The following is a 20375-nucleotide window of genomic DNA, read 5'->3' as shown; positions in this document are numbered from 1 at the left end:
GTGAACTCCACGAGGGTTGGAGACCGAAGCGGTTTTTGCGACGCACCGCTTGCGTGCTCCGGTGGCCGACACGAATGGCACGTAGATATCCCTAACTCGTTTTGTTGAAACGACATATACAAGAAAGGCCTCACTTGCGTAGATGGGTTTACCACAACTTCATCTTCGGCAAGGAGGCCTCTGTGATGAGCAGTTTGAACAATCGTCGGTTCCGCGAACAGATCAGATTCTTGCGTCGGCAGTTTTTACAGGACGGCGGCCTGCCATTCACCGACGTTCTTTCGGAACAGTCTATTTCCGATGCACTGACGCAGAATGGCGTCTGTTGGAAAGACCGGATCTACACGCCACTCACAACTCTGTGGGTGTTTCTTGGACAGATTCTCTGTACCGACCAGTCGTGTGCGTCGGCCGTTGCACGGCTAATTGCTCACAGGGTTTCGCGCGGTCAGAACTCATGTTCTTCAGAGACTTCAGCCTACTGCCAGGCACGAAAACGCCTACCTGAGAAGTTCTTTTCGGATGTTGCGCGCCGAGCAGGGCGTGCTCTGGATGATGCTGCCAAGGCTGATTGGTTATGGCATGGTCGTCGGGTTTATCTCTACGATGGCTCGACGGTAACGATGCCTGACACTCCTGCAAACCAATCCGAATATCCTCAACCCTCCTATCAGCGTCCAGGATTAGGCCACCCGATGGCAAGAGTTTGTGTCCTCGTTTCGCTTTCGTGCGGAGCCATCGTCGACATGGCAATTGGCGCGTACTCGGGCAAAGGACAAAGCGAACTCGGATTGCTTCGACGCTTACTTGATGCGTTTCGACCCGGCGATGTAATGGTTGCGGATCGGTTGATGTGTTCATGGGTTGAGCTGACAGCACTTCAGTGCCGAGGTGTTGATTTTGTCGTGAGACACGCTTCTACTCGCAAGCTCGATTTTCGTCGCGGTCAACGCCTCGGTAAAGACGATCAAATCGTGAGTTGGCCAAAGCGGTATGCTCGCTCAAAGGCTGACAGCGCCTATCGCAAGGACCTGCCAGATAGCTTGCGGGTTCGAGTTTGTCGGATACGAATTGCCCGACCAGGGTTTCGCGACAAAGTTCTTGTTGTTGCTACAACACTCTTTGATCCAATTGAATACCCGAAAGAAGAACTCGCTTCGTTATACCGAGAACGCTGGAATGTGGAGTTAGATATCCGATCACTTAAACAGACGCTGCAGATGGATCGCCTGCGTTGCAAGACACCAGAGCTTGTTCGCAAGGAAATCTGGACTCACGTGCTCGCGTACAACTTGATTCACACGATCATGGCAAGAGCAGCTGATGACTACGACGTGGAACCACGCACGATCAGTTTCAAAACCACACTACAGACACTGAAGGCGTTCCAACCAATTCTTGCAAATTGTTGCTCGTCCGACTTTCGGCAGCAGATATATGACCAATTGATCGAGTCGGTTGCAGTGCACCGAGTCGGAGACAGGCCAAACCGCATTGAACCGAGGAAGATAAAGCAACCCTCTCGAAAGCATCATGATTTTTTGCACGTGCATCGGCATGAAGCGAAACGTCAAATCCTCAAAGGACTTAGGAAATAACTACGTGCCATTCGTGGCCGACACCGGAGCGACGATTTCCTTTGTTCCTTACGCTCCGGTTTCATCGACGTTTCATCGACCGGAGTACATGTTTGCTCTCCTTATCTAGACCTTCTTCCGTCGCTGAAGATCCCTAAAGCTCACTCGTTCACGTTTCGGCGATGCGGGTAGATCCGTTCCGAAAAGCAGAGTCCCTTGCATTGACGCACCGACAGCGCAGCCCACCAGGCAGTCGAGCCAGTGGTTGTCGGGTTGTTCGGGGCGGGCTTTCCATTCGTCGACGGTTCGGCCTCGGCCTTCGGTTTTGATGAAGTACTCGGCGGTGATTTGCTCGGCGAACATTCGGTGTTGCTCGGCGCGGTCGCCGAAGACTGATAAGCAGCCTCGGTCGCCCATGGCGACGGCGAGACGTGCGTGGGTGAAGGACTTCCACCAGTTTGTGTCGTAGATGACGTGGCGGATGGCTCGTTTGCCGTGGACCGATGGAATTCGCCAGTTGAGGCCGACGCGATCGCCTGGCCGGCGTTTGTATTCGCTGAAGGGGCTGGATGACGCGCCGACGAAGCGACCGTGGGACGGCAGTAGGATCGAAGCGTGGGGGCTTTGTCGGCAGAATTGGTAGACGACGTTAGTGGAGTGGCCCCAGTTGGCGTCGATGAGGCAGCGTTCGATCTTCATGGCTGCGCCGTCGTCGCGTTGCCATTCTCGACCGAGCAAGTCGGTGGTTAGCTTTTCCATGCCGGCGTAGAGCGAACCCTCGAGGCCGGTGCCTTCGGTCGCGAGTGTGTGACGCGCATCGCGGAGCGTGAAGTACGGACGCTTTTGGTCGGGAAATGAACCGTAGTCGACGATGTAGCCAGTGAAATCGTCTTCCCAGGCTGCGACGACGTAGAAAAGTAACTTTCCTTGGACGTCGATGAATGCGGTGAGGTGGTTGGCGGCGATTGGGATGCAGCACCGATTCATTCCGTTGAACTTCTCCGCGACTTGCTCCGCGGTGAGTTGGTCGGCATCGACGGTTTCGGCCGGCAACGGTTCGTTTTGGTACTCTGCGAAAAAGGCTGCTTCGTCTTGAAGCTTGAGGTTCATCGCGTGCTGGACCGCGGATAGTTCGTCGTGATTGAAACGCTCTTTCCACGCGACGTCGGCACCTTCGTCCATCGCTGACTTGTTCTTGCGATAGAACTCGGTACCGGCCGCTCCGCCATCGCCGGCTCGCAAGCCCTCGGCTCGAATCTCGGCGTAGCGTTCCCACAAGGTTTCGTTGGTGGGGAACGAGTTGACCATTCGCGTTCGCGAGCCGTTCCATTCAGGATTTTTGTCGCGGTCGAGGATGTTGTCGGCCATGTCGCCGGGACGAATGACCGTGCAGGGCATGATGCCGGAGATTTTTTTGCCTGGGCCGGCGAGCCCGAGCACCGCTCCGGCGAGGATGGCTTCGCGGTTGGCACACTGCGATAGCGAACGAGCGGACTCGTCGGTTTGCGGGTCGTCGAGCACGACCAACGATGGCCGGACGGTTTTACCATCGGGGCGTTTGAACTTCATGCCGCGGATTCGGCCTGTTAGGCCGGCGACTTTGATGATCGCGCCGCTGGCTTTGCTGCCTTCGATACTGGGCAGGACTACTTCTTTCGCGGTCCAACCAATTTGCGTACGTTTTCCTTGGTGCAGTTGTCCGTTGGCTCGGTTGGCGATGCCGTCGAGGGCTTGGATGGGAAAGCAGACCTCGGGGTAGTCGGCCAAGAGTAGGTCGTTGCCGTCTAATTCGGTCTTGATGGAATCGAGCATGTCGCAGGCGTGACCTTCGTCGCTTCCGATCAAGCAAACGAAATCGCGATAGCCGTTGAGCACTGCCCAAATGCAGGCGACTTCGGCGAGCGAACTCTTGCCGCTACCTCGGGCCATTGCAAGCGAGAACAAACCGCCTCGAACGACGGCTTCTTCGATCTTATTGATGACCGCGATGTGATCCGGCGACCACGACAGATGGAACGTCAGCGAAAAGTAGGCTTCGCAAAAGTATCGGAAGCTATCGGCGGCTTTTGCTTTGCGTTCATCGTCGGCGACCGGTGGAAGATCGCCGATGTTGCGGCCGGCGAGTGACTTCGCTGCGTTTCGTTCGCGGGAGTAGTCCTTGTGCTTTTCGTAGGCATCGGTGTCGTCGGATTTCGGTCGGTGGCGGTCTTCGATCAGCAGGCCGGCGAACTTCAGCAAGTGAACGCTCTTGCCGTCACCGATGCGATGACCAGCACGCGTTCGGTAGCGGTGGAGTTGGCGTTCGTTGATGACTTCGCCGAGCGGCGTGCTGTTGAGTAGCCGGCAACACTCGCTCGGTCGAAGTTTCGCTGGGTCAAGTTGCACGTCGTGTCTCCAGGAGTAACCACGCGACGTAGGCGACCACGTTGAGCGTTCCGTCGGCGTTGGTTGGTGCGCCGGCGGCAACGTCGGTCTCGATTTGCTCGGGCGTGATTCGCGTTTGGTAGGCGTTACTGATCGCGGTCGCGGCGTCTTTGATCGGCAGCGAGTTAATCGTCACTGCTTTGCGTTTGTCTTCCATGACTGCTCTTGATTGGAGGGCTTCGCGACACGCCGCACACGTTGGCGACTGTCGCGAATGTTTGCATGTTTGGCGTGGTTAGCCGCATGTTTTTGGACGCCACGTTGGGCCAATACTGGCCGCGTGTTGGCGTCCAAAAAAATATGCGAAATCATTCAAAACGTTGGGCAGACTTCGCTTGATGTGTTCCGAAACCCATGGCTCATGTGTCACACGCGGCCGGCAAAACGCCACGCGAAACGCAACTACCTAGCCACCTTTCGGAGACACAACCATGCACGCCAACGACATCGCCTTCGGTATCGAAATCGAAACTCACCTGCCCGGAAACGACACCACGCCGATCGGCGGATACCACAATGGCTTGCCTGTAGCTTGGCTGCCCGAAGGATGGAAAGCAGAACGCGACAGCAGCATTCGCACGCCGGTCGGACGCAAGAACGCCGAGTTCGTATCGCCTATCCTTCGCGGCTACGACGGACTTCAAAACGTAGAGCGAGCGGTCGACGCGATCAAAGCACGCGGGGCGCGTGTCAACGAAAGCTGCGGCCTTCACATCACCATCACCTGGAACGGCGACGCGGCTGCCTTGGCTCGGCTGATAAGCCTGATCGGAAACCACGAGCGAGCCATCTACGCTTCGACGGGAACCAAACGACGCGAGCGAAATACTTGGGCGAAGCAAATCAAGACCTACGGCAACAAGGACGCAGCCAAGCGAAACTGCGAAGCAGACCGCTACCACCTTTTGAACCTGACGCACCTCGCTCGCGGCCGAAACCGGATCGAGATTCGAGCCTTCGCCGGCACGCTCAACAAAACCAAACTGCTTGGCTACATCCAAATGGTATTGGGCTTGGCCGAACTGGCTTTGACCACGCGACGCTGCAGCGGCTGGGACTACACCAAGCGGCCTGGCACCAAGAGCTGCTGGGATCGCAACGGCGCGGGCGAAGGCGAAACGGAACTCAACCGCTTGTACTACCGCCTTGGCTGGACAATCGGCTGGCGTAAAGGAGCCCTTCGCACCAAACGGTACGGCGAGCTTTCGGCCGGCGAACAAACCTGCGACTGGAAACCGGTCAAGAAGAAGCTTTTGCAAATGGCTCGCAAGTACGACCAAGCGGTCTAAAGGGCCGGCCAACTTCTTTCCTTCAACGCCGCGGCCTACACCGCGGCTTTTCTTTTGCGCATTCGTTTCCTTCAAAACGTTGGCGTTTTCTGGCGCACGTGTCGCGTCGTTCGCATAAGTAACCCTAAGGGGCCGAGTGTTTCGAGGACGCCGACACGAGGCCTTTGTGGGGCACGTCGGCGAGATCGAGAAACATGCAAAATGACTGCAAAATGCAGGGCGAATGCGCTTGCTGTGTCTCGAAAACCATGGCTCATGTGTGTCAACGCAAGACGAATTTCCCTTCCTACCTACGGAGACCCAATGATGACGATTGACGCCCTGATCGACCTGCTGAATGAGTACCGCGAGCAACATGGACCGGACGCCGAAGTGCGTTTGATGACCCAAGAGAACTGGCCCTTTGAAAACCGAATCGCCGGCATCACCAGCGGCGCGGAGATGAACGAAGCCAGCGAAGAAGACCCCAGCGAGTACTTCGACGACCAAGACGTAGCGGAAGACGCGATCGTTTACATCGTCGAAGGCGGGCAGATTTGCTACGGCAGCAAACGAGCCTGGGAAACCTGCCGCGATTGCTAGACGCGGGTCTTTGTCAGCAGGGCCTTTCCAACGCGGGCTTCGCTCGAAGCCCGCTTCCATTCCTTTTTCAAACCGAGAGACACAACCATGGCCAACGCCAAACTCGAACACGCCTACACCGCCGCGCACATTCAAGCCCTCACGTTGCTGGAAGACCTGCACGAATCGGTCGAAGACTTGCCGGCACCGGGTAGCGAAACCGCGCCGCTGAATTGGGAACACGTCGGTTCCTTGCAGCATCTTTGCGAACAGCTCCGCGAATTGAAGGAACATTTCGGGAAAAACTTTCGAGCCTGAATTCGCCACACGTTCGGGAGTTATGCGAGTTCTGGAAAAACATCCGAGATCATTTTCAGAACTCGCCCAGATTCGCTTGATGTGTTTTGAAAACCATGGCTCATGTGTCTTAACGCCCAACGGCAAAACGTAACCAATCTTTCCACCGGAGAACAAACCATGGCCATGAACGAAACCCAAAAGGCCCGCGCCGAAGCCCTTGCCCCGCTCTTCCGAAACATGGACGCGCATACCGCCCAAGAGATTCGCGAAAGCTATTACCGCATCGCCGAAAACCTTCGGCCCTTGGTAAACGCCCTTGAGATTGCCGACCTCGACCACGGCGGGCCGGCCGGCCCGCTGCTCGAGGAGCACTACATTTTTTGCGAGCTGTTGGGAAAGCTCGACAAGAGCGTTTTGGGTGCGGTCCTGTAAACCGAAGCCGAAACGCCAGCACGGAGGCTTGGCGTAGCGGCGGGTGGTACCCGTCGCCTGACGATGGCAGCCAACCACGACCCTTTCCCTTTCGGAGAACGAACGATGAAGAAGGCATACGTAAAAGTAGGCGGCGAGTACTACGCCAACGTGACCAACAAGAAGGTCGTCGTACGAATCGACTCGACGAATTCCGCCGGCGGCTGGAACGCCACGAACCTTACGACCAACAAGAAGGTGCGAATCAAAACCGCCCAGCGGTTGCAAGGAAAAGCACGGGCGACGACGTCGGCCAGTGCGGCCGGCGAAACGCGAGCCCGCAAACGAGTCGCAAAGAAGACAAACGGCGGCGACGCGGCGAGTGTGGCGGCGACGGCAGGCGACAAGAAGCTCTCGTGTATTGAGGCGGCTTTGAAAGTGCTGGGCGAGACCGAGGAAACGATGAACGCCCAGGAAATGATTGCCGCGATGACGGACGCCGGCTATTGGACGAGCCCCGGAGGAAAGACGCCGCACGCGACTTTGTACTCGGCGATCCTTCGTGAGCTTGCCAAGGGCGACGATAGCCGTTTCATCAAAGTTGAACGCGGTCGCTTCGCCGCGCGAGCGTAAGGGGATTGAGCCATGAAGCATTTTTACGATCTGCGGACCGTCGAGGACTTGGAAGACGGTGAAACCGCGACGCCGGAGCCCGACGTGAGATACGAACTGCGGTCGATCCGCAACGAGATGATTGACGCCGGGCCGGTGCGTGACGTCATACGACGCGGCGACGCCCTGTACGCCAGAACGAACGATGGCGAATCCTTTCCGGTGACGGGTTCGGACTCGCACGTTCTGGTACCGATCGGCTTGTAGCCGGCCGGTTGATCCCTCTCGGCGAAACTTCGTCAACAACGCCCGACGTTTGCAACGTGCGGGCGTTTTGTCGTGACGGGAAACACAACGCCGACCTTCCAAACGACGCGACACGAGGCCACGTCGCGGCTTATTAGGCGTGCCAAAAAAATATGCGAATTCTGACGCGTGTTTCGCAGACTTCGCTTGATGTGTTTGGAAAGTCATGGCTCATGTGTGGTTGTACGAACGGTTTTCAAACACGAACGGAGAAACGAAATGGCAAAGATTGAAACGCTCGCCGCGCGGCCGGTCGAACCGGCAGCGGCTTACGACAACGCTCACCAAATTTCACGCGACCTGCTGCAACACATCGAGTTGCAACTCGACCGAATGATTCGGCCCGATAACAAGGCATTGCGATGGACGCACGTGCGAGCGTTGAACTTGGTCAACGCTCAACTTTCGGAAGTCGCCGCGATGGTCGACGAAACCAACAACGCTCGCAACTAGGAATCAAAACGATGAGAACAAACCTCAAGGCGGGCGACCGCGTGCGGCTGCTTTCGATGACCGACGACCCCGATCCGATTTCCGCCGGCACCACCGGAACGGTGGCCGGCGTCTATCCGCTAAGCGATTGGACGCAAGTCGATGTCGACTGGGACAACGGCCGGTCGCTGATGCTTTCCATTCCCCCGGACCAGGTGGAGATCGTTTCCACCAAAGCCGACCAAACGAACTAAGGAGCAACATCCATGTCCACACGTGCGACCATCGCTGTCCGCCGCGACGACCGAATGTACGCGGCGGTCTACCTTCACTTCGACGGCTACCCCGAACACACCGGAGCACTTTTGATGGCCAACTACCAAACGACCGAAGAAGCGGAAACCTTGATCGACGGCGGCGATATCCGCTGCTTGGATGCCAAGATGGGCGAGGCCGAGCGTTTCGCCGACGGTGACCCGCCTGCGATTCTGCCAACGCATGATGCGCTGCTGGACTTCGCAAGGAACTGCGGTGCTCGGTTCGTCTATGTCTTTGACGACGTAGCTTGGTCCTACAAAGAACTCTAGCCATTACCGCATCTTCTCCTCTCGCGGTTTCATCGCGATCGGTGACTCGCCAGTACGTTCCAGCACAGCCGGCTTGCCGGTGAAGCGTTGGTAGCGATCAACGATCACGTCGCAGTACGGCGGATCGATTTCCATCAAGAACGCCTTGCGTCCGGTTTGCTCGGCCGCGATCAGCGTCGAACCGCTGCCGCCGAACAAGTCCAGCACGTTCTCGCCCTTGCGGCTTGAGTACTGCATCGCTGTCACCGCAAGTTCCGCCGGCTTGCCGGTGAGGTGTTCCAACTGCTGCGGCGGAATTTTCTTGACGTGCCAAAGGTCAGTGGCATTGTTCGGGCCGAAGAACTTGTGGCCGGCTCCTTCTCGCCAACCGTAGAACGCCCACTCATGTCCCGACATGAAATCTTTTCGATTGATGACCGGATGCATCTTGTCCCAAATGATGGTCTGCGACAGATACAGCCCACTGGCCGCCAGTGCCGGCGGATAGCAGCCGATGTTGGAGAACCCGCCCCAGATGTAGAAGCAGCGGCCCGGTTGTAACACGCGGCCGATGTTGCCGAACCAAGCCAACAGCAAGGACTTGAACTCATCGTCGCTGACTTTGTCGTTTGCGAGGACGCGATCCTTGGCCCGCATCTTTTTCTCGCCGGCTTTCGTCTTGCCTTCGCCGGCGGGGAACGAACTGTTGCCGGCTGCGATTGCGTTCTTACTTCGCGGTTCCACGTTGACGTTGTACGGCGGATCGGTATTCACCATGTGAATCTTCGCGCCGGCGAGCAGCCGATCGACGTCTTCGGCTTTCGACGAATCACCACACAGCAATCGGTGGTCGCCGAGAATCCAAACGTCTCCGGGCTGAGTCACCGCTTCGTCCGGCGGCTCTGGCACGTCCTCAGGATCGGTGAGACCTAGTGTGACGCCGGGATCGAGCAGCTTGGTGAGTTCGTCGTCGCAAAACCCTAGCAACTCGCAATCGAAGCCCGAGTTCTGCAGTTCGCCGATTTCGATGGGCAGCAAGTCCCAATCCCATTCGGCGTTCTCGCCCGTTCGGTTATCGGCGATCCGATAGGCTTTCACCGCTTCGGGCTCGAGGTCGGTCGCGACGTGCACGGGGACTTCGGTCAGCCCGAGCTTCGTCGCGGCTTTGAAGCGAGTGTGTCCAACGATGATGACACCGTCGGTATCGACAACGATTGGCTGGCGAAACCCGAACTCGTTGATCGAGAGGATGACAGCATCAACGGCGTCGTCATTGATGCGGGGGTTGTTTTCGTAAGGCTTGATCCGATCAAGCGACCACATTTCGACCTGCATGGCAGCGTCCTTTCCAAGGAGAAGTGAAATGGAAAGGGTTCGGTCGTTCGGTGGTTGGTTACCTGTTTAGTTGGGTAGTTGGTTGGTTTGCTTTGCGACGCTGCTGGTCTACTCGTCGCCGGCCGTCCGCGGTTGCTCGTTGGGTTCGTCAAACTCCGGAGAGAATGGATCGAGTTCAACGACCTTTCCGTCACGCCAAACGACGATCGGCGTGTTGTGACGCCGGGCACGCGACAACACGTCATTAGCCGCCTGTTCCATGGCGGCGTTCGCTTGCTTCACGGTTTCAGGCGTATCGTCACGAATCATGGCAATAGCTCCGGGGAAAACTGTTTAAGTTCAGCAAAACGGGCATCGTCATAGACCCGTCGGTTGCCATCTTGCTGGCCCACGATGATTTCAGCAGGTCGGCTAGATCCATTGTAGACAAACCACTCATCGAGGACTGGCATATACAACGACGCAAAGTTTTGGATTCCCAGATCGTAGCGACGCCGGATCGTTGGTTCAGGGATATTGTGACCGCCCTCTCGGACGCGAGTCGCTACACGAGCAATGGCTTGGTCGACTGACGGAAGCCAGATGAAAAACATCGACACTCGGTATCCAAGACTTTTCATGGCTCGCAACCTTTTCGCATGAGCACGGCCGGCAAGTGTCGTCTCAAACCCAAATGTGGCTTGGGCCGCGGTCAGCTGGTCAATCCGCTCGAGCATCAGTCGTCCCGCAGCACCCGATTGCGATTCTGGATTGAATGGCGACAACCCTGCAGCAATCAAATCCGCGTTCACGAATTCCTGGCAACCAGCAAACTGCGGAAGATACCGACTGGCGAATGTCGTCTTGCCCGCACCATTAGGGCCGGCGATGACGTAAACGGTTGGATTGGTGGGCTCGCTCAAACTGCTTGGATTCCTTTTGGCGGCATTTTACGATGTGAATGAAGTTTTACCAACGCGACATGTGTTGTTCGGACAAAAGAAACAAACTGTGCCTAATAAGGCGGCTGTTCCCGTGGCCCTGACCAGAGATACGATCGGCCGGGAGTACCTAATCGTTGGTCGGGCGACCGACAGGCGTGATCCTTCCCTCGAATCCTTCCCCAGCCCCGTGCGAGGCCAGGCGTGCCTAGTTTTGGCCATCGCGAGCATGAGTGGGGGAACAGGGGAAGTATTCATAGAAAGAGAGAGATTGTTCCTATATTTGTTAGTCAAACGTCTTTTGGAATCCTTCTCGAATCCTTCCCCGACGCTGGAGAAGGTTTGGGAACGATTCGTTGCTTTCGGGTCGAATCCTTCTCTATTTGGGGAAGGATTGGGAAGCGTAGGTGAAGGTTTCATTCGGCAACGACACGCTGGAAGCCGCTCGCGGTCTTGGTGGCGGTCGGCATGGTGATGGGTTCGATCTCGCCTTGCTGGATGAGCGTTTGAATGATCTGGTCGAGGTCGGCGGCTTTGCACTTCATGTACTTGAGCAGGTGCTGACGTTGCATCCGCTGCTCGGGTTGCTCGCTGAGTCGTTTGAGCAGTTTCAGGCACTCGGCATGAAATGGGTTCTCGGCGACGTGAACGGAGGCAAGGTAGAGCTGGCGACGTGTTTGGTGCATTGCGAACTCGGTCGCCCACTCCACCGCAGGCAAGCCAATCAGTGGTTCGATGTGGTTCTCGCTACACGCATAGATCAACGCCAGCTTCTTGGCGTGTTCGCACGTACGACTCCATGCCGTACGAGCGACTTCATCGAGAGCATCTTCGGCTGCGTTGTATTCGTTCTCGGTCATCAATCGCAAAGCGTCGATTGCTTCGGCAGCGTCCGGCGTGGCTTGAACCACGAGCGGCTTGGGGTGGAAGTTCAGGAAGTTGCCACTGCCCGGCTCAAAGTCGGCCCACCATTTAGCGGTGTCAAGAATCTCTTCGGGCAGGTCACGCGCTGACCCCGGCGATTGGCCGCTGCCGCGTTTGCCGACGTCGATGATGTTCAGGCGTGCGAAAAAGCCGTTCGTTAGCATTCGCTTCGACAGCGATTCGTAAAAGTACTGAGGCGTTGCAGTTCCGAATAGCGTCAAGTGCGGCTGGTCGACATGGATTGCCTCCTTCTGATTCGCCTTGACACGAATCGGATAGACGTCGCCGGCCGACGTGTAGAGCGTCAACAGAATATTCGGGATCGACTCGCGGCTGTTCTCGCGATCGAGGTTGATCTGGCGGAGCACTCCGTCCATCTCGTCGTTCTGAAAGAGCATTCGGCCAGTACGGACGAGAGCGTCTTGGATGCCTTCGCCGGAAGCGAATTTGTCTCCGATTGATGCGGACATGCCGATTTGAAAAAGAATCTGCGAGTTGACTTTGCGAGGAAACTCCTTGCCGGTGCCGCTGCTGGCGAGTGCGAGTAGATATAGATTCGTTCGCAGGTCACCCGACGTGCAGACCTTTCGTCCAGCGAGAAACGATTGCAGTGCCATCGCGCCGCAAAACGCTAGGCCGATATTCGGATAGGGAGCATTCGCGAGCGTGAAATCCATGACACGGCGAACAAAACCCGGCACGTTGAACAATCGCTCTGGCAGTTGCCCAGGATCGGGCGTTGTATCGACCGGCGGAGGTGAGTTGGCAACCTCCGGCGATCGCTTTCCGACCATGAACTGGCTTAGGTCGACATCATTGTCGGCGTGCTCAATCGGCCCATCATCGCGGAGCCATCCGAACGGTCGGTCGTGGGACTTGGTCGCGGCTTGGCTGATTTTGTGTTGCAGTTCGCGATCGGACCACGGCGGTGCGCATCGTGGGTTGTATTCTGACGTCAGAATCGCCAACGCTCGATCGGGTTCGATGCCGAATCCGTGAACTAGAGCGGTCGCGGCGGCGAAGGTTTGCGAGTGACCGCCGCTGCCGGCGATTGCGGGCGGCATCGCGTTCAAGTAGGCGATTGCCCGTGATTCGACGTCGTTGCCCAAACGCGGCGACTGTGGCGGCAACGTTGCGGTTTGTTGCGGTGGTTTGGCGACTCCACGTCGATGGACAACGGCATCCGCGAGTGCTTTGACACAAGCGTCCAACATCAATGAGGGAACGGGGGCTGGCTCTCCATCGAGTGTTTCGTAGGTTTCGCCATCGGGATGCACACTCGGCCCGACAACGGTTTGTGTTCCGGTTGAACGCAATTCGACGATCATCGAGCCATCGCTCGGATCGGTATGCTTTTCAGTGGTCGCACCGATTGCGATGTACCAACGATGCGATCGCAGCGCAGACGGTCGGCCGGTGATCGCTTGCGTTGGGGGCAGATAACTATCAGCCAATTCGATCGCTTCGGGACAATCGAGATCAACGTCGACGAGCCAACTAGACGGCTCGCCAAGGATGATTCCGATATTGCCTTGTTCGGGAAAGACCTCGGGGTTCAACCGAAGATTCGTCCAATCACGACGTGCCGGTGATTTCGATCGCGGGCGCAGCGGCACGCAGTACCAGCCACGCTGGCGATAGATCGCGACTTGCTCCCGCGCATCGGCCATCAAAAGGGTGCCTCTTCCAACGCTGCGTTTGGAATCTCGCCGAGCGATTGTTTGATGATGCGATCGTATTTCTGGCCGGCGATCGAGCGGACCGTCAGTGTTTCGGTCGCCGCAAGCAATCCTGATTCGGCGATATCAATCGCTGCTTCGGCGTTCGTTGGGCAAGGATCGAGACAACGATCACGCCACCACGCTTCGGCTTTGCGACGTGCGTAGCCAGAGTGTTCGATGCAGATGAATTCGCTCTGCCAACGTTCCAGTCCGATCATGTAGTCGACGCGCAGGCATCGTGGTGCATCTTCGTCGGCGTCGCGTTTGCGATGGATGCGATAGATAATGTCTTGGACGTCGTACTCGGTGTCGGTGACCTCGCCAGACAACACGCCCGCCTCGCTGGCCTCGGCGTCGTGGGCTTCTCGCTGCGGAGGCGGGAACGGATGACCGCACTCGGGACAGTTGGCATAGCCACATGCGACCAAGGCGTGACACTTTTCACACTCTTTCGCCGGCGGGCCTTGGTCTGGACGCTTGGCTTTGTCCTTCGGCTTGATCTGGTCGATCGGTCCATGGCGTTCGATGTTTCCGCCAAAGTCGAGGACGAGGCAATCCTGTTTGTCGGGGTGTAAGCGGATACCGCGGCCGACGCATTGGTAGAGCAATCCTGGCGACATGGTTGGACGTAGCATCACGACACAATCGACACGGGGTGCGTCGAAACCGGTGGTGAGTACGTTCACATTGCAAAGGAAGCGCAGCGACTCGGTTTCGATCAATGATGTTGGGGCATCGCCACGAAAGCGGGCCAACAACTCGTCTCGTTCGCCTGCCGGTGTTTCGCCAGTCACGAAACCGCACTCGATACCGTGGTTTTCTTGCAACACCTCGACCACACGCCGCCCGTGTGCGACGGACGACGCGAAGACGAGGACCGCCCGGCGATCAGCCGTCAGTTCTACGATCTCGGCGCACGCGGCCGACACAAGGGCGTCGTCGTTGACCAGCGACTCGACTTCTTCGCTTACGAACTCGCCGGCGCGGATGCGCAGTCCGCCGAAATCCGCTCGGTGCACGCCGGCTTTGGAAATGAGTGGACTCAGGTATCCGTCACGGATCAGTTCCTTGATGCCGATTTCGTAGCAAACTTCATTCAGGAAATTGTCCGCTGAGCAGATCATCCCGGAATCGAGTCGGAACGGAGTGGCTGTCAGTCCGATCACGCGAACGTGCGGAATGATAACCTTGCAGTCGGCCAGGAACTGCCGATACATGCCATCGCCCTTCTTTGAGATCAGATGGGCTTCATCGACGACGATCAGATCAAACGGATCGAGGTCACACGCTCGCTTGTAGATACTCTGAATTCCAGCGACGAGAACGGGTGTGTTTGTGTCTCGCTTCTTAAGGCCAGCCGAATACAGACCGACTTTGATGTCGGGACAGAGACGGCGAACTTTGTCAGCATTCTGTTCGAGAAGCTCTTTGACGTGAGCCAAGATCAGAACACGACCGTTCCACTGCGTCACAGCATCGGACGCGATCTTCGCGAGGACGAGACTTTTGCCGGCACCTGTTGGCAAGACTGCGACGGGATTGTCGTCGCGGTTTCGCAGGTGATCGTAGACCGCATCAACGGCGGCTTTTTGGTAGGAACGCAACTTCATGCTATCCGCGCTCCGTTGCGATATTTGCGACCACGGGCGATCGGCACGAAACCGGTGAGTCGGCTACGCCAACGCGTGCACTCTTCGCAGAGTCGATTGCCTGGCCCGATCGAATAGAACTCGTCATCGCAGCGAAGGCAGAATCGGTAACCAGGCTCACCCAGTTTCGCTGGCACGCGACGAACGACGATTTCACTGCGCGGACAGTCCGCTTCCGGCTCGAACTTCTCGACCGTCAAACGAACGATCTGACTGTCGTCGTCATACGCTCCGCCAGCTTGCATAGCATCGAGCAACGCCTTGAGCGAATTGTCCACGTCGCGGCGACGCCGATCTACAGGTATTAAGCGAATGTCAACGATCAGGTCGCCATCGTGCTTCTTCACGTTTTGAAGCTTCATCAGACCGCGAACCGTCTGGCGGTACTCGCGACCTTCTTTGCTGACGAGTACGCGGGTGCCGACGTGTCGCCAGTAGCGATTGACTGAGGGAGGAAACGGGAGTTGCAGTCGCAGCATGATGTATCACTTGGATTAGATCGGCAGACAAAAAAACAGCCGGCCGGTGTTGGGAGGCCGGCCGGCTGTTGGGCTTGGAAACGGTGACCGAGATCAACGTTTCCAAGGGGCGTCCGTGCCGCTGCCTTGCGACGCGGCGATCGGCTGAGCGACGGCGTCCTTCTTCGAGTAGCCCTTCACTTCGTTTTGCAACTCGCCGGTGTCGTTGCGGCGTTTGACTCGCACGTGAATTCCGCAAGGCAAGTTGTGTAAGTCCGCCGAGTCGGTTGGCACCAAGACGCCAACCGACCGGCAGATCGCAGACAACTCCCGCCGGGCGATTTCCACCGCGGTCGCGTTGGGGTTGTCGAGGTTGAGACGCACCCAGAGAAGACGGTTTGCGTACTCGCCCTCCACGATCTGAAACGTCAACTGCAGGTAGTTGCCCGTGCCAGACTTCGTGGGTTTCATTTCGCTGTCGGTGATGACGGCGATGTACTTGCCTGATGGGATCGGTTCGAGGTCGTCGGCTGGTTCGACAGTGTTGGCATCAAAGCCGTTGAGGTTGGCCATGGTTAGTTACCTTGGGATTGAGTAGCGGGTGAGTTGTTGGTCAGCGCATTCACGAACGCCGACCACGAGAGCGGCAATTCTTCAGCGATGCCGTAGCGATTCTTGGCAACGCAACTGGGCGATCCGTAAGCACGCACGACGCGTTCGCCACCGTCTTTGCCGATGGCATGAGCGATGGTGCGTTTGCGGTTGAAGCCGCCGTCTTCGCTTTGGGTTCGCATCTTGCGAGTCGCAAACAGAACGGCGTCGCACCATTCCTTGACGAGGGCCGCAGCATGCTTGTGAAGTCGCGGCGAATAGCGGTCGTAGGGCGAGGACTCGGGATCCTCGAACCGTTCGACCTTGGAATGGGCGATCAGAACGATCACCATGCCGCGAGAACGCAGCACATTGAGCAGGTCGAGCACTTCACGCCACAGGGAGAGGGCGTGCATGTAACCGCGAGCGTACCCGCCGTCGACCTTTTCGATCGACTCGACGGCATACTGCTGACAGAGTTTGTCCCAGACGAGACGTTCCAGCCAATCGAGTGAGTCAATCACGACGGATTCGTAATCGTGTTTCTCGTTGACGAGCGTTTTCAGGGCTGCGATAACGTCATCGAACTTGGTCGCCAATGGAAAGCGATCGCATTCGATTTCGTCGAGGCCGTCTTCGGCTTGAATGAAGATCGGCTTGGGGGCTTCGCTGCCAAAGGTCGACTTGCCGATTCCTTCGACTCCATAGAGCAAGACGCGAGGCGGCTTCGACTGCCGGCCGGATTGGATGGTTTCGAGTAGGTTGGTCACTGGATTGGTAACTCCTTGATGGATAGGTCAAACGGTTGGTTGTTAAAGGGTCTGGATTTGCTCGACATCGAAGTTGCCGTGGCGATCGCTGGTCACCAGGAAGTGCTTGAAGTCGCTTTGCACGAAGAAACGTTGTTCGGTGCCGAGTTGATTGCGGAGCGATTTGCAGGCTCCGGTGAATTCCCGCGAGGCTTCGTTAAAGCGTTCGGCGGATCGCAAGTAACGGCCGACAGCGAGCGAGAGTGCGACGCGGCGTTCGATATCGAGTTGTTTCATGAGTTCTCGTTTGGTGGTTGTTAGCGTTTGAATGACATGTCCCCTCCTGGGTTACTTAGGCGAACGAGACGGGGGTATGACCAGAAAATGAACAGCGACTTTCAGAACGCCGTTATTTCCAGCGTTTGTCGCGCGGTGGTGTGATGCCGGCGTCGATGAACCGTTGCTGGATGTCCTGCAACATCGAGTGGAAGGCGCGACGGGTCATGCCGGACTGCTTCTGCGTCGCAATGCGTCCGTGTTCCATGACTTGCTTGCAGAGTTCTTGCTGATGTTTGGGCAACTCAGCGAAGACAACGCGGAATGCTTCGACTTCCTCGAATACCGCTTCTTCGCTGCGAGTTTCTCTGCCGATGGCGCGGTCACGATCTTCGAGCGAAAGTGCCGACGACAGCTCCATTGGCGGACCACCGTCGGGATCGTCGACCATCGTTGTTAGTGAAACGACTGGGCCGCCGGGCGGAGTGCGAAACGCGGTTTTGCGAGTATCAAGAATCCTGGCGAGTGCCCGCGAGACGATCATGTCGATGTAGGTTTTGAACGTCGCACGCTCGGGCGTGAAGTCTTCGAGATACCGCTCGACCATCGTCCACAACGATTGTTCGATGTCGCGGAGTTCTTGCCGGGCGTAGGCACCAGCCTTGTAGCCACGCCACGCTTGACAGCGGATGTTGGCCTGGATGTACTTCCAATCGATGTCGCTGACTTTTGAGACTTCCTGAGTTTTCAAACGAATATCCTCCGGCTGGAGGTTCGTTCGACGACTCCGGCCAGCGAATACCGTGCTGCGAACGGACGATCGTTCACAGAGAAACACGGGCCAGCGGGATCTGCACGAAAGCGAATCTCTCAGCTGGAGTCACGGCGACTCATGGCGTGAGTCTTTGGCACATGGCGTGAGTCGAGGAGAAATTTCAGAATTCCCAATTTGGATCAGCATCTGGCCGATAGCACATTGCGTTGCCTTTGAATGCGATCTTCAAGTGCTCAGCGAACTCCGCATGATGCTCGGCGATGCGTTTGATGTCACGGTTGACGGCTTGGCGGACATTCTTGCGTGACTTGGATTCGTCAGTGAGGACACGGGCTTTGCCGTTCTTACCGGTGTCCTTTTGAAGTTGCGAGAGAATTTCGTATTGCTCAGTTTGCAGCGTTTCGAGCGTACCTGCATCGTTGTTGCGTTCTGCTTCCACGATGCGGGCACTGATGTCGGCCAAGGTCCGCTTGTACTCACGACGAGCATCTTCATCGAAAGCCTCGCCGGTGCCGCTGGTGGAAGACCGAGCCGCGATCCCAGTGCGAGCGTTTTCGAGTTCGACGGGATTCAGTGTTCTGCCAGGACGTGACAAGAACTCTGCGAGATACCACATGCCAATCGCGTCGGCGAGCACAATCCGATTCTTCTCGAAACAAATCGCCCAGTGATCACCGGTCATGCGGAAAGAGTTTGGTGGAGTATCTTCGCCCAGCCCGAGTCGGTAGCGAAGCTCATCCAACGCAGGATCGCTCACTACGATCGTCCCCTCCTGGATGAAGAACAGATCATCGGCGGCGATGACCGTGACCTCGAACGTTCGCTCGATCGAGCCAAGGTCGATACGAGTCCCAGCGAGTGAGGGAACCAAGAGCACAGTCTTCGCACCAACACTCATTGCCGTTTCGATAAGCGACGTCTGATCTGTACGAGCGCAAAAGTGAACCGTCGTCGATGCAAAGCGAGGTGGTAGCCGACCAAGTTTCTGGACCGACCCATTCGGAACAGCGGACAGACTCTCAGCACGCCCACCAAGCAACGGCATCAACGATTTGCCGAGTTTTGCAACGCCGAACGTACAAATCGTCAACTCATTCCGTTCAACATCGAATACCTCGCCTTGCAGACGATTGATGCCGACGAATGTTCCGTCATCGTGCTCGACGACGTCGCACGCGGTGACACCGTCACTGGCCAGCGTCCATGCAGCCAGGTCTGGCGTCGCGGAAAGGAACTGGTGGCACAGTTCCCAATGTTCACCCAGCTCGACCTGCCACGCTCGCCGTGGTGCCCGCAGGCTTGGGATCCGAGAGAGCGCTTGCCAAGGTCGTAGGTATTGCAGGGTCACGAGGCAGTCCGGTGGTCTTGATTCCGTGGTGAGTCATCCAGGCTTCGATCAGTTCGACGCCGACCTGTCGTGAGTACGAGATGATGTTTCCTGAGTGAATTGTTGCCGTGACCTCGGGATAGTCTCGCAACGTGAATCGAAATTTTGCTTTCGTGATCCGGGTACCGAGAGTGAGTTGCTGCTGGTGTTCACGCAGTTGGACGAAGATGCGTCGCCCACGAAAGGTCTTGGTCAGGTTCTGACTCCCCATGAACATCTCGGTGACTTCATCGAGCTGAACGGATTCGATTCCGTCGATGAAAGCTGGCGATTCGATGTCTTCACCGAGTTCATGAATCGGCGATAGGTCAAACAACTCCGATGTCGGAAAGAAGTCCTCGTCACCGAATAGGTGCTCGCCGATCAAACGACAGTACTCACGGTGCTCGCTGATCAACGAAGCGTGGACATGCAACTCGCCAAGCTGCTTTTGAACGAGGATGGTGTCGTAGCCGGCTGGTCGTTGGACTTGATAGCGACTATTTTCGCCCTCGATGTATTCGCCGCGTTTTAGGTTCTCGCCACGACGGACAACGAATGCCAGAACGTCGCCTACGTCGTGCATCCACAACGCTGTCCCACCACCGCGGTGCCGGTCGCGATTGAACGTCGACAAACGTTTCTCCATCGCGTTGATGACGACCGTGGTCGGCAACTGAAACGGCATCGGCCTCTCGTGCCGATTCATGTAGTGGCGAAACGAACGCTGGCTGGTCGCGATCCGCTCGTAGTTCGATCGTCGCAGCAATTCGGGATGAATCATCCAGGTTCGCATCGCCAGGTCTGCCGGCGTTAGTTCGTCGTTCGTTGGCAGCGGAATGCCGGCTTTGGAATAGGCCAAGATCAAGGACTCCATTCCTCGATCGTTGGCGACTTCGTCGATGTGAAATTGAGCTTCGATCAGTTCGCTGGGAGCGGACCGCGTCGGTGTCCTCAGCAGACGTGCGAGCTTTTTGAATTGGTCTTCGTCGAAACTGGTGTCGGCTGAGATCGTGAAGTTCCGCGCGGCGAAGTAGTCGGAGAACGGCAGCAGAAAGTCGCGAAGTAGATCGAGGTCGACAGATCCGAAGTCATTGTTGAGGAAACTCGGTGATCGGAAAGCGGGCATTTGG

General features: G+C 57.0%; 25 protein-coding genes and 1 other RNA gene. 12 read left to right on the top strand and 14 right to left on the bottom strand.

Annotation, left to right across the window (positions count from 1 at the left end; all coding sequences use genetic code 11):
* Window positions 1-185 precede the first annotated feature (185 nt).
* On the top strand, window positions 186-1598 hold the full coding sequence (locus K239x_RS12690; protein WP_145418455.1) for an IS4 family transposase: 1413 nt from the start codon (window positions 186-188) through the stop codon (window positions 1596-1598).
* On the top strand, window positions 1534-1707 hold the full coding sequence (locus K239x_RS28535; protein WP_419190136.1) for a hypothetical protein: 174 nt from the start codon (window positions 1534-1536) through the stop codon (window positions 1705-1707). The genes K239x_RS12690 and K239x_RS28535 overlap by 65 nt, the downstream gene beginning before the upstream one ends.
* Here the strand turns inward: K239x_RS28535 and K239x_RS12685 are convergent.
* Entirely contained in the window at window positions 1704-3962 is a 2259-nt protein-coding gene (locus K239x_RS12685) for a terminase gpA endonuclease subunit (RefSeq protein ID WP_145418454.1), read from the bottom strand. The genes K239x_RS28535 and K239x_RS12685 overlap by 4 nt on opposite strands.
* Window positions 3952-4158 carry a hypothetical protein gene (locus K239x_RS12680; protein WP_145418453.1) on the bottom strand — a complete coding sequence of 69 codons (207 nt, stop codon included), beginning with the start codon at window positions 4156-4158 and terminating at the stop codon, window positions 3952-3954. The genes K239x_RS12685 and K239x_RS12680 overlap by 11 nt, the downstream gene beginning before the upstream one ends.
* A gap of 274 nt (window positions 4159-4432) precedes the next feature.
* On the opposite strand from K239x_RS12680, the gene K239x_RS12675 reads away from it, so the two are divergent.
* From K239x_RS12675 to K239x_RS12630, 10 genes are all read left to right on the top strand, one after another.
* Window positions 4433-5290: an amidoligase family protein gene (locus K239x_RS12675; protein WP_145418452.1), complete on the top strand. Its 858-nt coding sequence runs from the start codon at window positions 4433-4435 to the stop codon at window positions 5288-5290.
* A gap of 303 nt (window positions 5291-5593) precedes the next feature.
* On the top strand, window positions 5594-5872 hold the full coding sequence (locus K239x_RS12670; RefSeq protein WP_145418451.1) for a hypothetical protein: 279 nt from the start codon (window positions 5594-5596) through the stop codon (window positions 5870-5872).
* An 87-nt stretch (window positions 5873-5959) separates the two neighbouring features.
* Window positions 5960-6169 carry a hypothetical protein gene (locus K239x_RS12665; RefSeq protein ID WP_145418450.1) on the top strand — a complete coding sequence of 70 codons (210 nt, stop codon included), beginning with the start codon at window positions 5960-5962 and terminating at the stop codon, window positions 6167-6169.
* Between the two features lie 159 nt (window positions 6170-6328).
* A complete protein-coding gene (locus tag K239x_RS12660) occupies window positions 6329-6583 on the top strand; it encodes a hypothetical protein (RefSeq protein WP_145418449.1) in 255 nt (84 codons plus the stop codon).
* Between the two features lie 5 nt (window positions 6584-6588).
* Window positions 6589-6659: hammerhead ribozyme type II (locus K239x_RS12655), an RNA gene on the top strand.
* Between the two features lie 29 nt (window positions 6660-6688).
* The gene (locus tag K239x_RS12650; protein WP_419189993.1) at window positions 6689-7195 is read left to right on the top strand and encodes a winged helix-turn-helix domain-containing protein; all 507 of its coding nucleotides are present in this window, start codon (window positions 6689-6691) and stop codon (window positions 7193-7195) included.
* A 12-nt stretch (window positions 7196-7207) separates the two neighbouring features.
* Window positions 7208-7441, top strand: coding sequence for a hypothetical protein (locus K239x_RS12645; protein ID WP_145418447.1), 234 nt, complete (start codon window positions 7208-7210; stop codon window positions 7439-7441).
* Between the two features lie 258 nt (window positions 7442-7699).
* On the top strand, window positions 7700-7933 hold the full coding sequence (locus K239x_RS12640) for a hypothetical protein (RefSeq protein WP_145418446.1): 234 nt from the start codon (window positions 7700-7702) through the stop codon (window positions 7931-7933).
* Between the two features lie 11 nt (window positions 7934-7944).
* Window positions 7945-8166: a DUF4314 domain-containing protein gene (locus K239x_RS12635; RefSeq protein ID WP_145418445.1), complete on the top strand. Its 222-nt coding sequence runs from the start codon at window positions 7945-7947 to the stop codon at window positions 8164-8166.
* 12 nt (window positions 8167-8178) lie between these two features.
* Window positions 8179-8499, top strand: a complete 321-nt coding sequence (locus K239x_RS12630) for a hypothetical protein (protein ID WP_145418442.1) — start codon at window positions 8179-8181, stop codon at window positions 8497-8499.
* 3 nt (window positions 8500-8502) lie between these two features.
* Here K239x_RS12630 and K239x_RS12625 read toward each other — a convergent pair whose 3' ends face one another.
* The 12 genes from K239x_RS12625 to K239x_RS12570 form a co-directional block, all read right to left on the bottom strand.
* The gene (locus tag K239x_RS12625) at window positions 8503-9813 is read right to left on the bottom strand and encodes a DNA modification methylase (RefSeq protein WP_145418440.1); all 1311 of its coding nucleotides are present in this window, start codon (window positions 9811-9813) and stop codon (window positions 8503-8505) included.
* Window positions 9814-9921: 108 nt separating this feature from the next.
* Window positions 9922-10122, bottom strand: coding sequence for a hypothetical protein (locus tag K239x_RS12620; protein ID WP_145418438.1), 201 nt, complete (start codon window positions 10120-10122; stop codon window positions 9922-9924).
* Window positions 10119-10715, bottom strand: a complete 597-nt coding sequence (locus K239x_RS12615; protein WP_145418436.1) for an ATPase — start codon at window positions 10713-10715, stop codon at window positions 10119-10121. Before K239x_RS12615 ends, K239x_RS12620 begins: the two co-directional genes overlap by 4 nt.
* Window positions 10716-11149: 434 nt before the next feature.
* Window positions 11150-13327: a bifunctional DNA primase/polymerase gene (locus K239x_RS12610; protein ID WP_145418434.1), complete on the bottom strand. Its 2178-nt coding sequence runs from the start codon at window positions 13325-13327 to the stop codon at window positions 11150-11152.
* Window positions 13327-14988: a DEAD/DEAH box helicase gene (locus K239x_RS12605; protein ID WP_145418432.1), complete on the bottom strand. Its 1662-nt coding sequence runs from the start codon at window positions 14986-14988 to the stop codon at window positions 13327-13329. Before K239x_RS12605 ends, K239x_RS12610 begins: the two co-directional genes overlap by 1 nt.
* Window positions 14985-15506, bottom strand: coding sequence for a RusA family crossover junction endodeoxyribonuclease (locus K239x_RS12600; protein ID WP_145418430.1), 522 nt, complete (start codon window positions 15504-15506; stop codon window positions 14985-14987). Before K239x_RS12600 ends, K239x_RS12605 begins: the two co-directional genes overlap by 4 nt.
* A 93-nt stretch (window positions 15507-15599) precedes the next feature.
* Window positions 15600-16058: a DUF669 domain-containing protein gene (locus K239x_RS12595; RefSeq protein WP_145418428.1), complete on the bottom strand. Its 459-nt coding sequence runs from the start codon at window positions 16056-16058 to the stop codon at window positions 15600-15602.
* A 2-nt stretch (window positions 16059-16060) separates the two neighbouring features.
* A complete protein-coding gene (locus tag K239x_RS12590; RefSeq protein WP_145418426.1) occupies window positions 16061-16846 on the bottom strand; it encodes an ATP-binding protein in 786 nt (261 codons plus the stop codon).
* 42 nt (window positions 16847-16888) lie between these two features.
* Window positions 16889-17122, bottom strand: coding sequence for a hypothetical protein (locus K239x_RS12585; protein WP_145418424.1), 234 nt, complete (start codon window positions 17120-17122; stop codon window positions 16889-16891).
* A 112-nt stretch (window positions 17123-17234) separates the two neighbouring features.
* Window positions 17235-17852, bottom strand: a complete 618-nt coding sequence (locus tag K239x_RS12580; RefSeq protein ID WP_145418423.1) for a hypothetical protein — start codon at window positions 17850-17852, stop codon at window positions 17235-17237.
* A 184-nt stretch (window positions 17853-18036) separates the two neighbouring features.
* Window positions 18037-19224, bottom strand: coding sequence for a hypothetical protein (locus tag K239x_RS12575; protein ID WP_145418421.1), 1188 nt, complete (start codon window positions 19222-19224; stop codon window positions 18037-18039).
* Window positions 19133-20371, bottom strand: coding sequence for a hypothetical protein (locus tag K239x_RS12570; protein ID WP_145418419.1), 1239 nt, complete (start codon window positions 20369-20371; stop codon window positions 19133-19135). Before K239x_RS12570 ends, K239x_RS12575 begins: the two co-directional genes overlap by 92 nt.
* Window positions 20372-20375 lie beyond the last annotated feature (4 nt).

This window comes from Stieleria marina (assembly GCA_007741555.1).
In the GTDB taxonomy this organism is placed as follows: Bacteria; Planctomycetota; Planctomycetia; order Pirellulales; family Pirellulaceae; genus K23-9.
The sequence above is the reverse complement of the archived record's forward strand: the minus strand, read 5'-3'. Positions and strand labels throughout refer to the sequence as shown.

Coding starts and splice junctions, on each gene's coding strand:
- K239x_RS12690 (WP_145418455.1), top strand. CDS start 186: ATGAGCAGTTTGAACAATCGTCGGTTCCGCGAACAGATCAGATTCTTG.
- K239x_RS28535 (WP_419190136.1), top strand. CDS start 1,534: ATGATTTTTTGCACGTGCATCGGCATGAAGCGAAACGTCAAATCCTCA.
- K239x_RS12680 (WP_145418453.1), bottom strand. CDS start 4,158: ATGGAAGACAAACGCAAAGCAGTGACGATTAACTCGCTGCCGATCAAA.
- K239x_RS12675 (WP_145418452.1), top strand. CDS start 4,433: ATGCACGCCAACGACATCGCCTTCGGTATCGAAATCGAAACTCACCTG.
- K239x_RS12670 (WP_145418451.1), top strand. CDS start 5,594: ATGATGACGATTGACGCCCTGATCGACCTGCTGAATGAGTACCGCGAG.
- K239x_RS12665 (WP_145418450.1), top strand. CDS start 5,960: ATGGCCAACGCCAAACTCGAACACGCCTACACCGCCGCGCACATTCAA.
- K239x_RS12660 (WP_145418449.1), top strand. CDS start 6,329: ATGGCCATGAACGAAACCCAAAAGGCCCGCGCCGAAGCCCTTGCCCCG.
- K239x_RS12650 (WP_419189993.1), top strand. CDS start 6,689: ATGAAGAAGGCATACGTAAAAGTAGGCGGCGAGTACTACGCCAACGTG.
- K239x_RS12645 (WP_145418447.1), top strand. CDS start 7,208: ATGAAGCATTTTTACGATCTGCGGACCGTCGAGGACTTGGAAGACGGT.
- K239x_RS12640 (WP_145418446.1), top strand. CDS start 7,700: ATGGCAAAGATTGAAACGCTCGCCGCGCGGCCGGTCGAACCGGCAGCG.
- K239x_RS12635 (WP_145418445.1), top strand. CDS start 7,945: ATGAGAACAAACCTCAAGGCGGGCGACCGCGTGCGGCTGCTTTCGATG.
- K239x_RS12630 (WP_145418442.1), top strand. CDS start 8,179: ATGTCCACACGTGCGACCATCGCTGTCCGCCGCGACGACCGAATGTAC.
- K239x_RS12625 (WP_145418440.1), bottom strand. CDS start 9,813: ATGCAGGTCGAAATGTGGTCGCTTGATCGGATCAAGCCTTACGAAAAC.
- K239x_RS12620 (WP_145418438.1), bottom strand. CDS start 10,122: ATGATTCGTGACGATACGCCTGAAACCGTGAAGCAAGCGAACGCCGCC.
- K239x_RS12610 (WP_145418434.1), bottom strand. CDS start 13,327: ATGGCCGATGCGCGGGAGCAAGTCGCGATCTATCGCCAGCGTGGCTGG.
- K239x_RS12605 (WP_145418432.1), bottom strand. CDS start 14,988: ATGAAGTTGCGTTCCTACCAAAAAGCCGCCGTTGATGCGGTCTACGAT.
- K239x_RS12600 (WP_145418430.1), bottom strand. CDS start 15,506: ATGCTGCGACTGCAACTCCCGTTTCCTCCCTCAGTCAATCGCTACTGG.
- K239x_RS12595 (WP_145418428.1), bottom strand. CDS start 16,058: ATGGCCAACCTCAACGGCTTTGATGCCAACACTGTCGAACCAGCCGAC.
- K239x_RS12585 (WP_145418424.1), bottom strand. CDS start 17,122: ATGAAACAACTCGATATCGAACGCCGCGTCGCACTCTCGCTCGCTGTC.
- K239x_RS12570 (WP_145418419.1), bottom strand. CDS start 20,371: ATGCCCGCTTTCCGATCACCGAGTTTCCTCAACAATGACTTCGGATCT.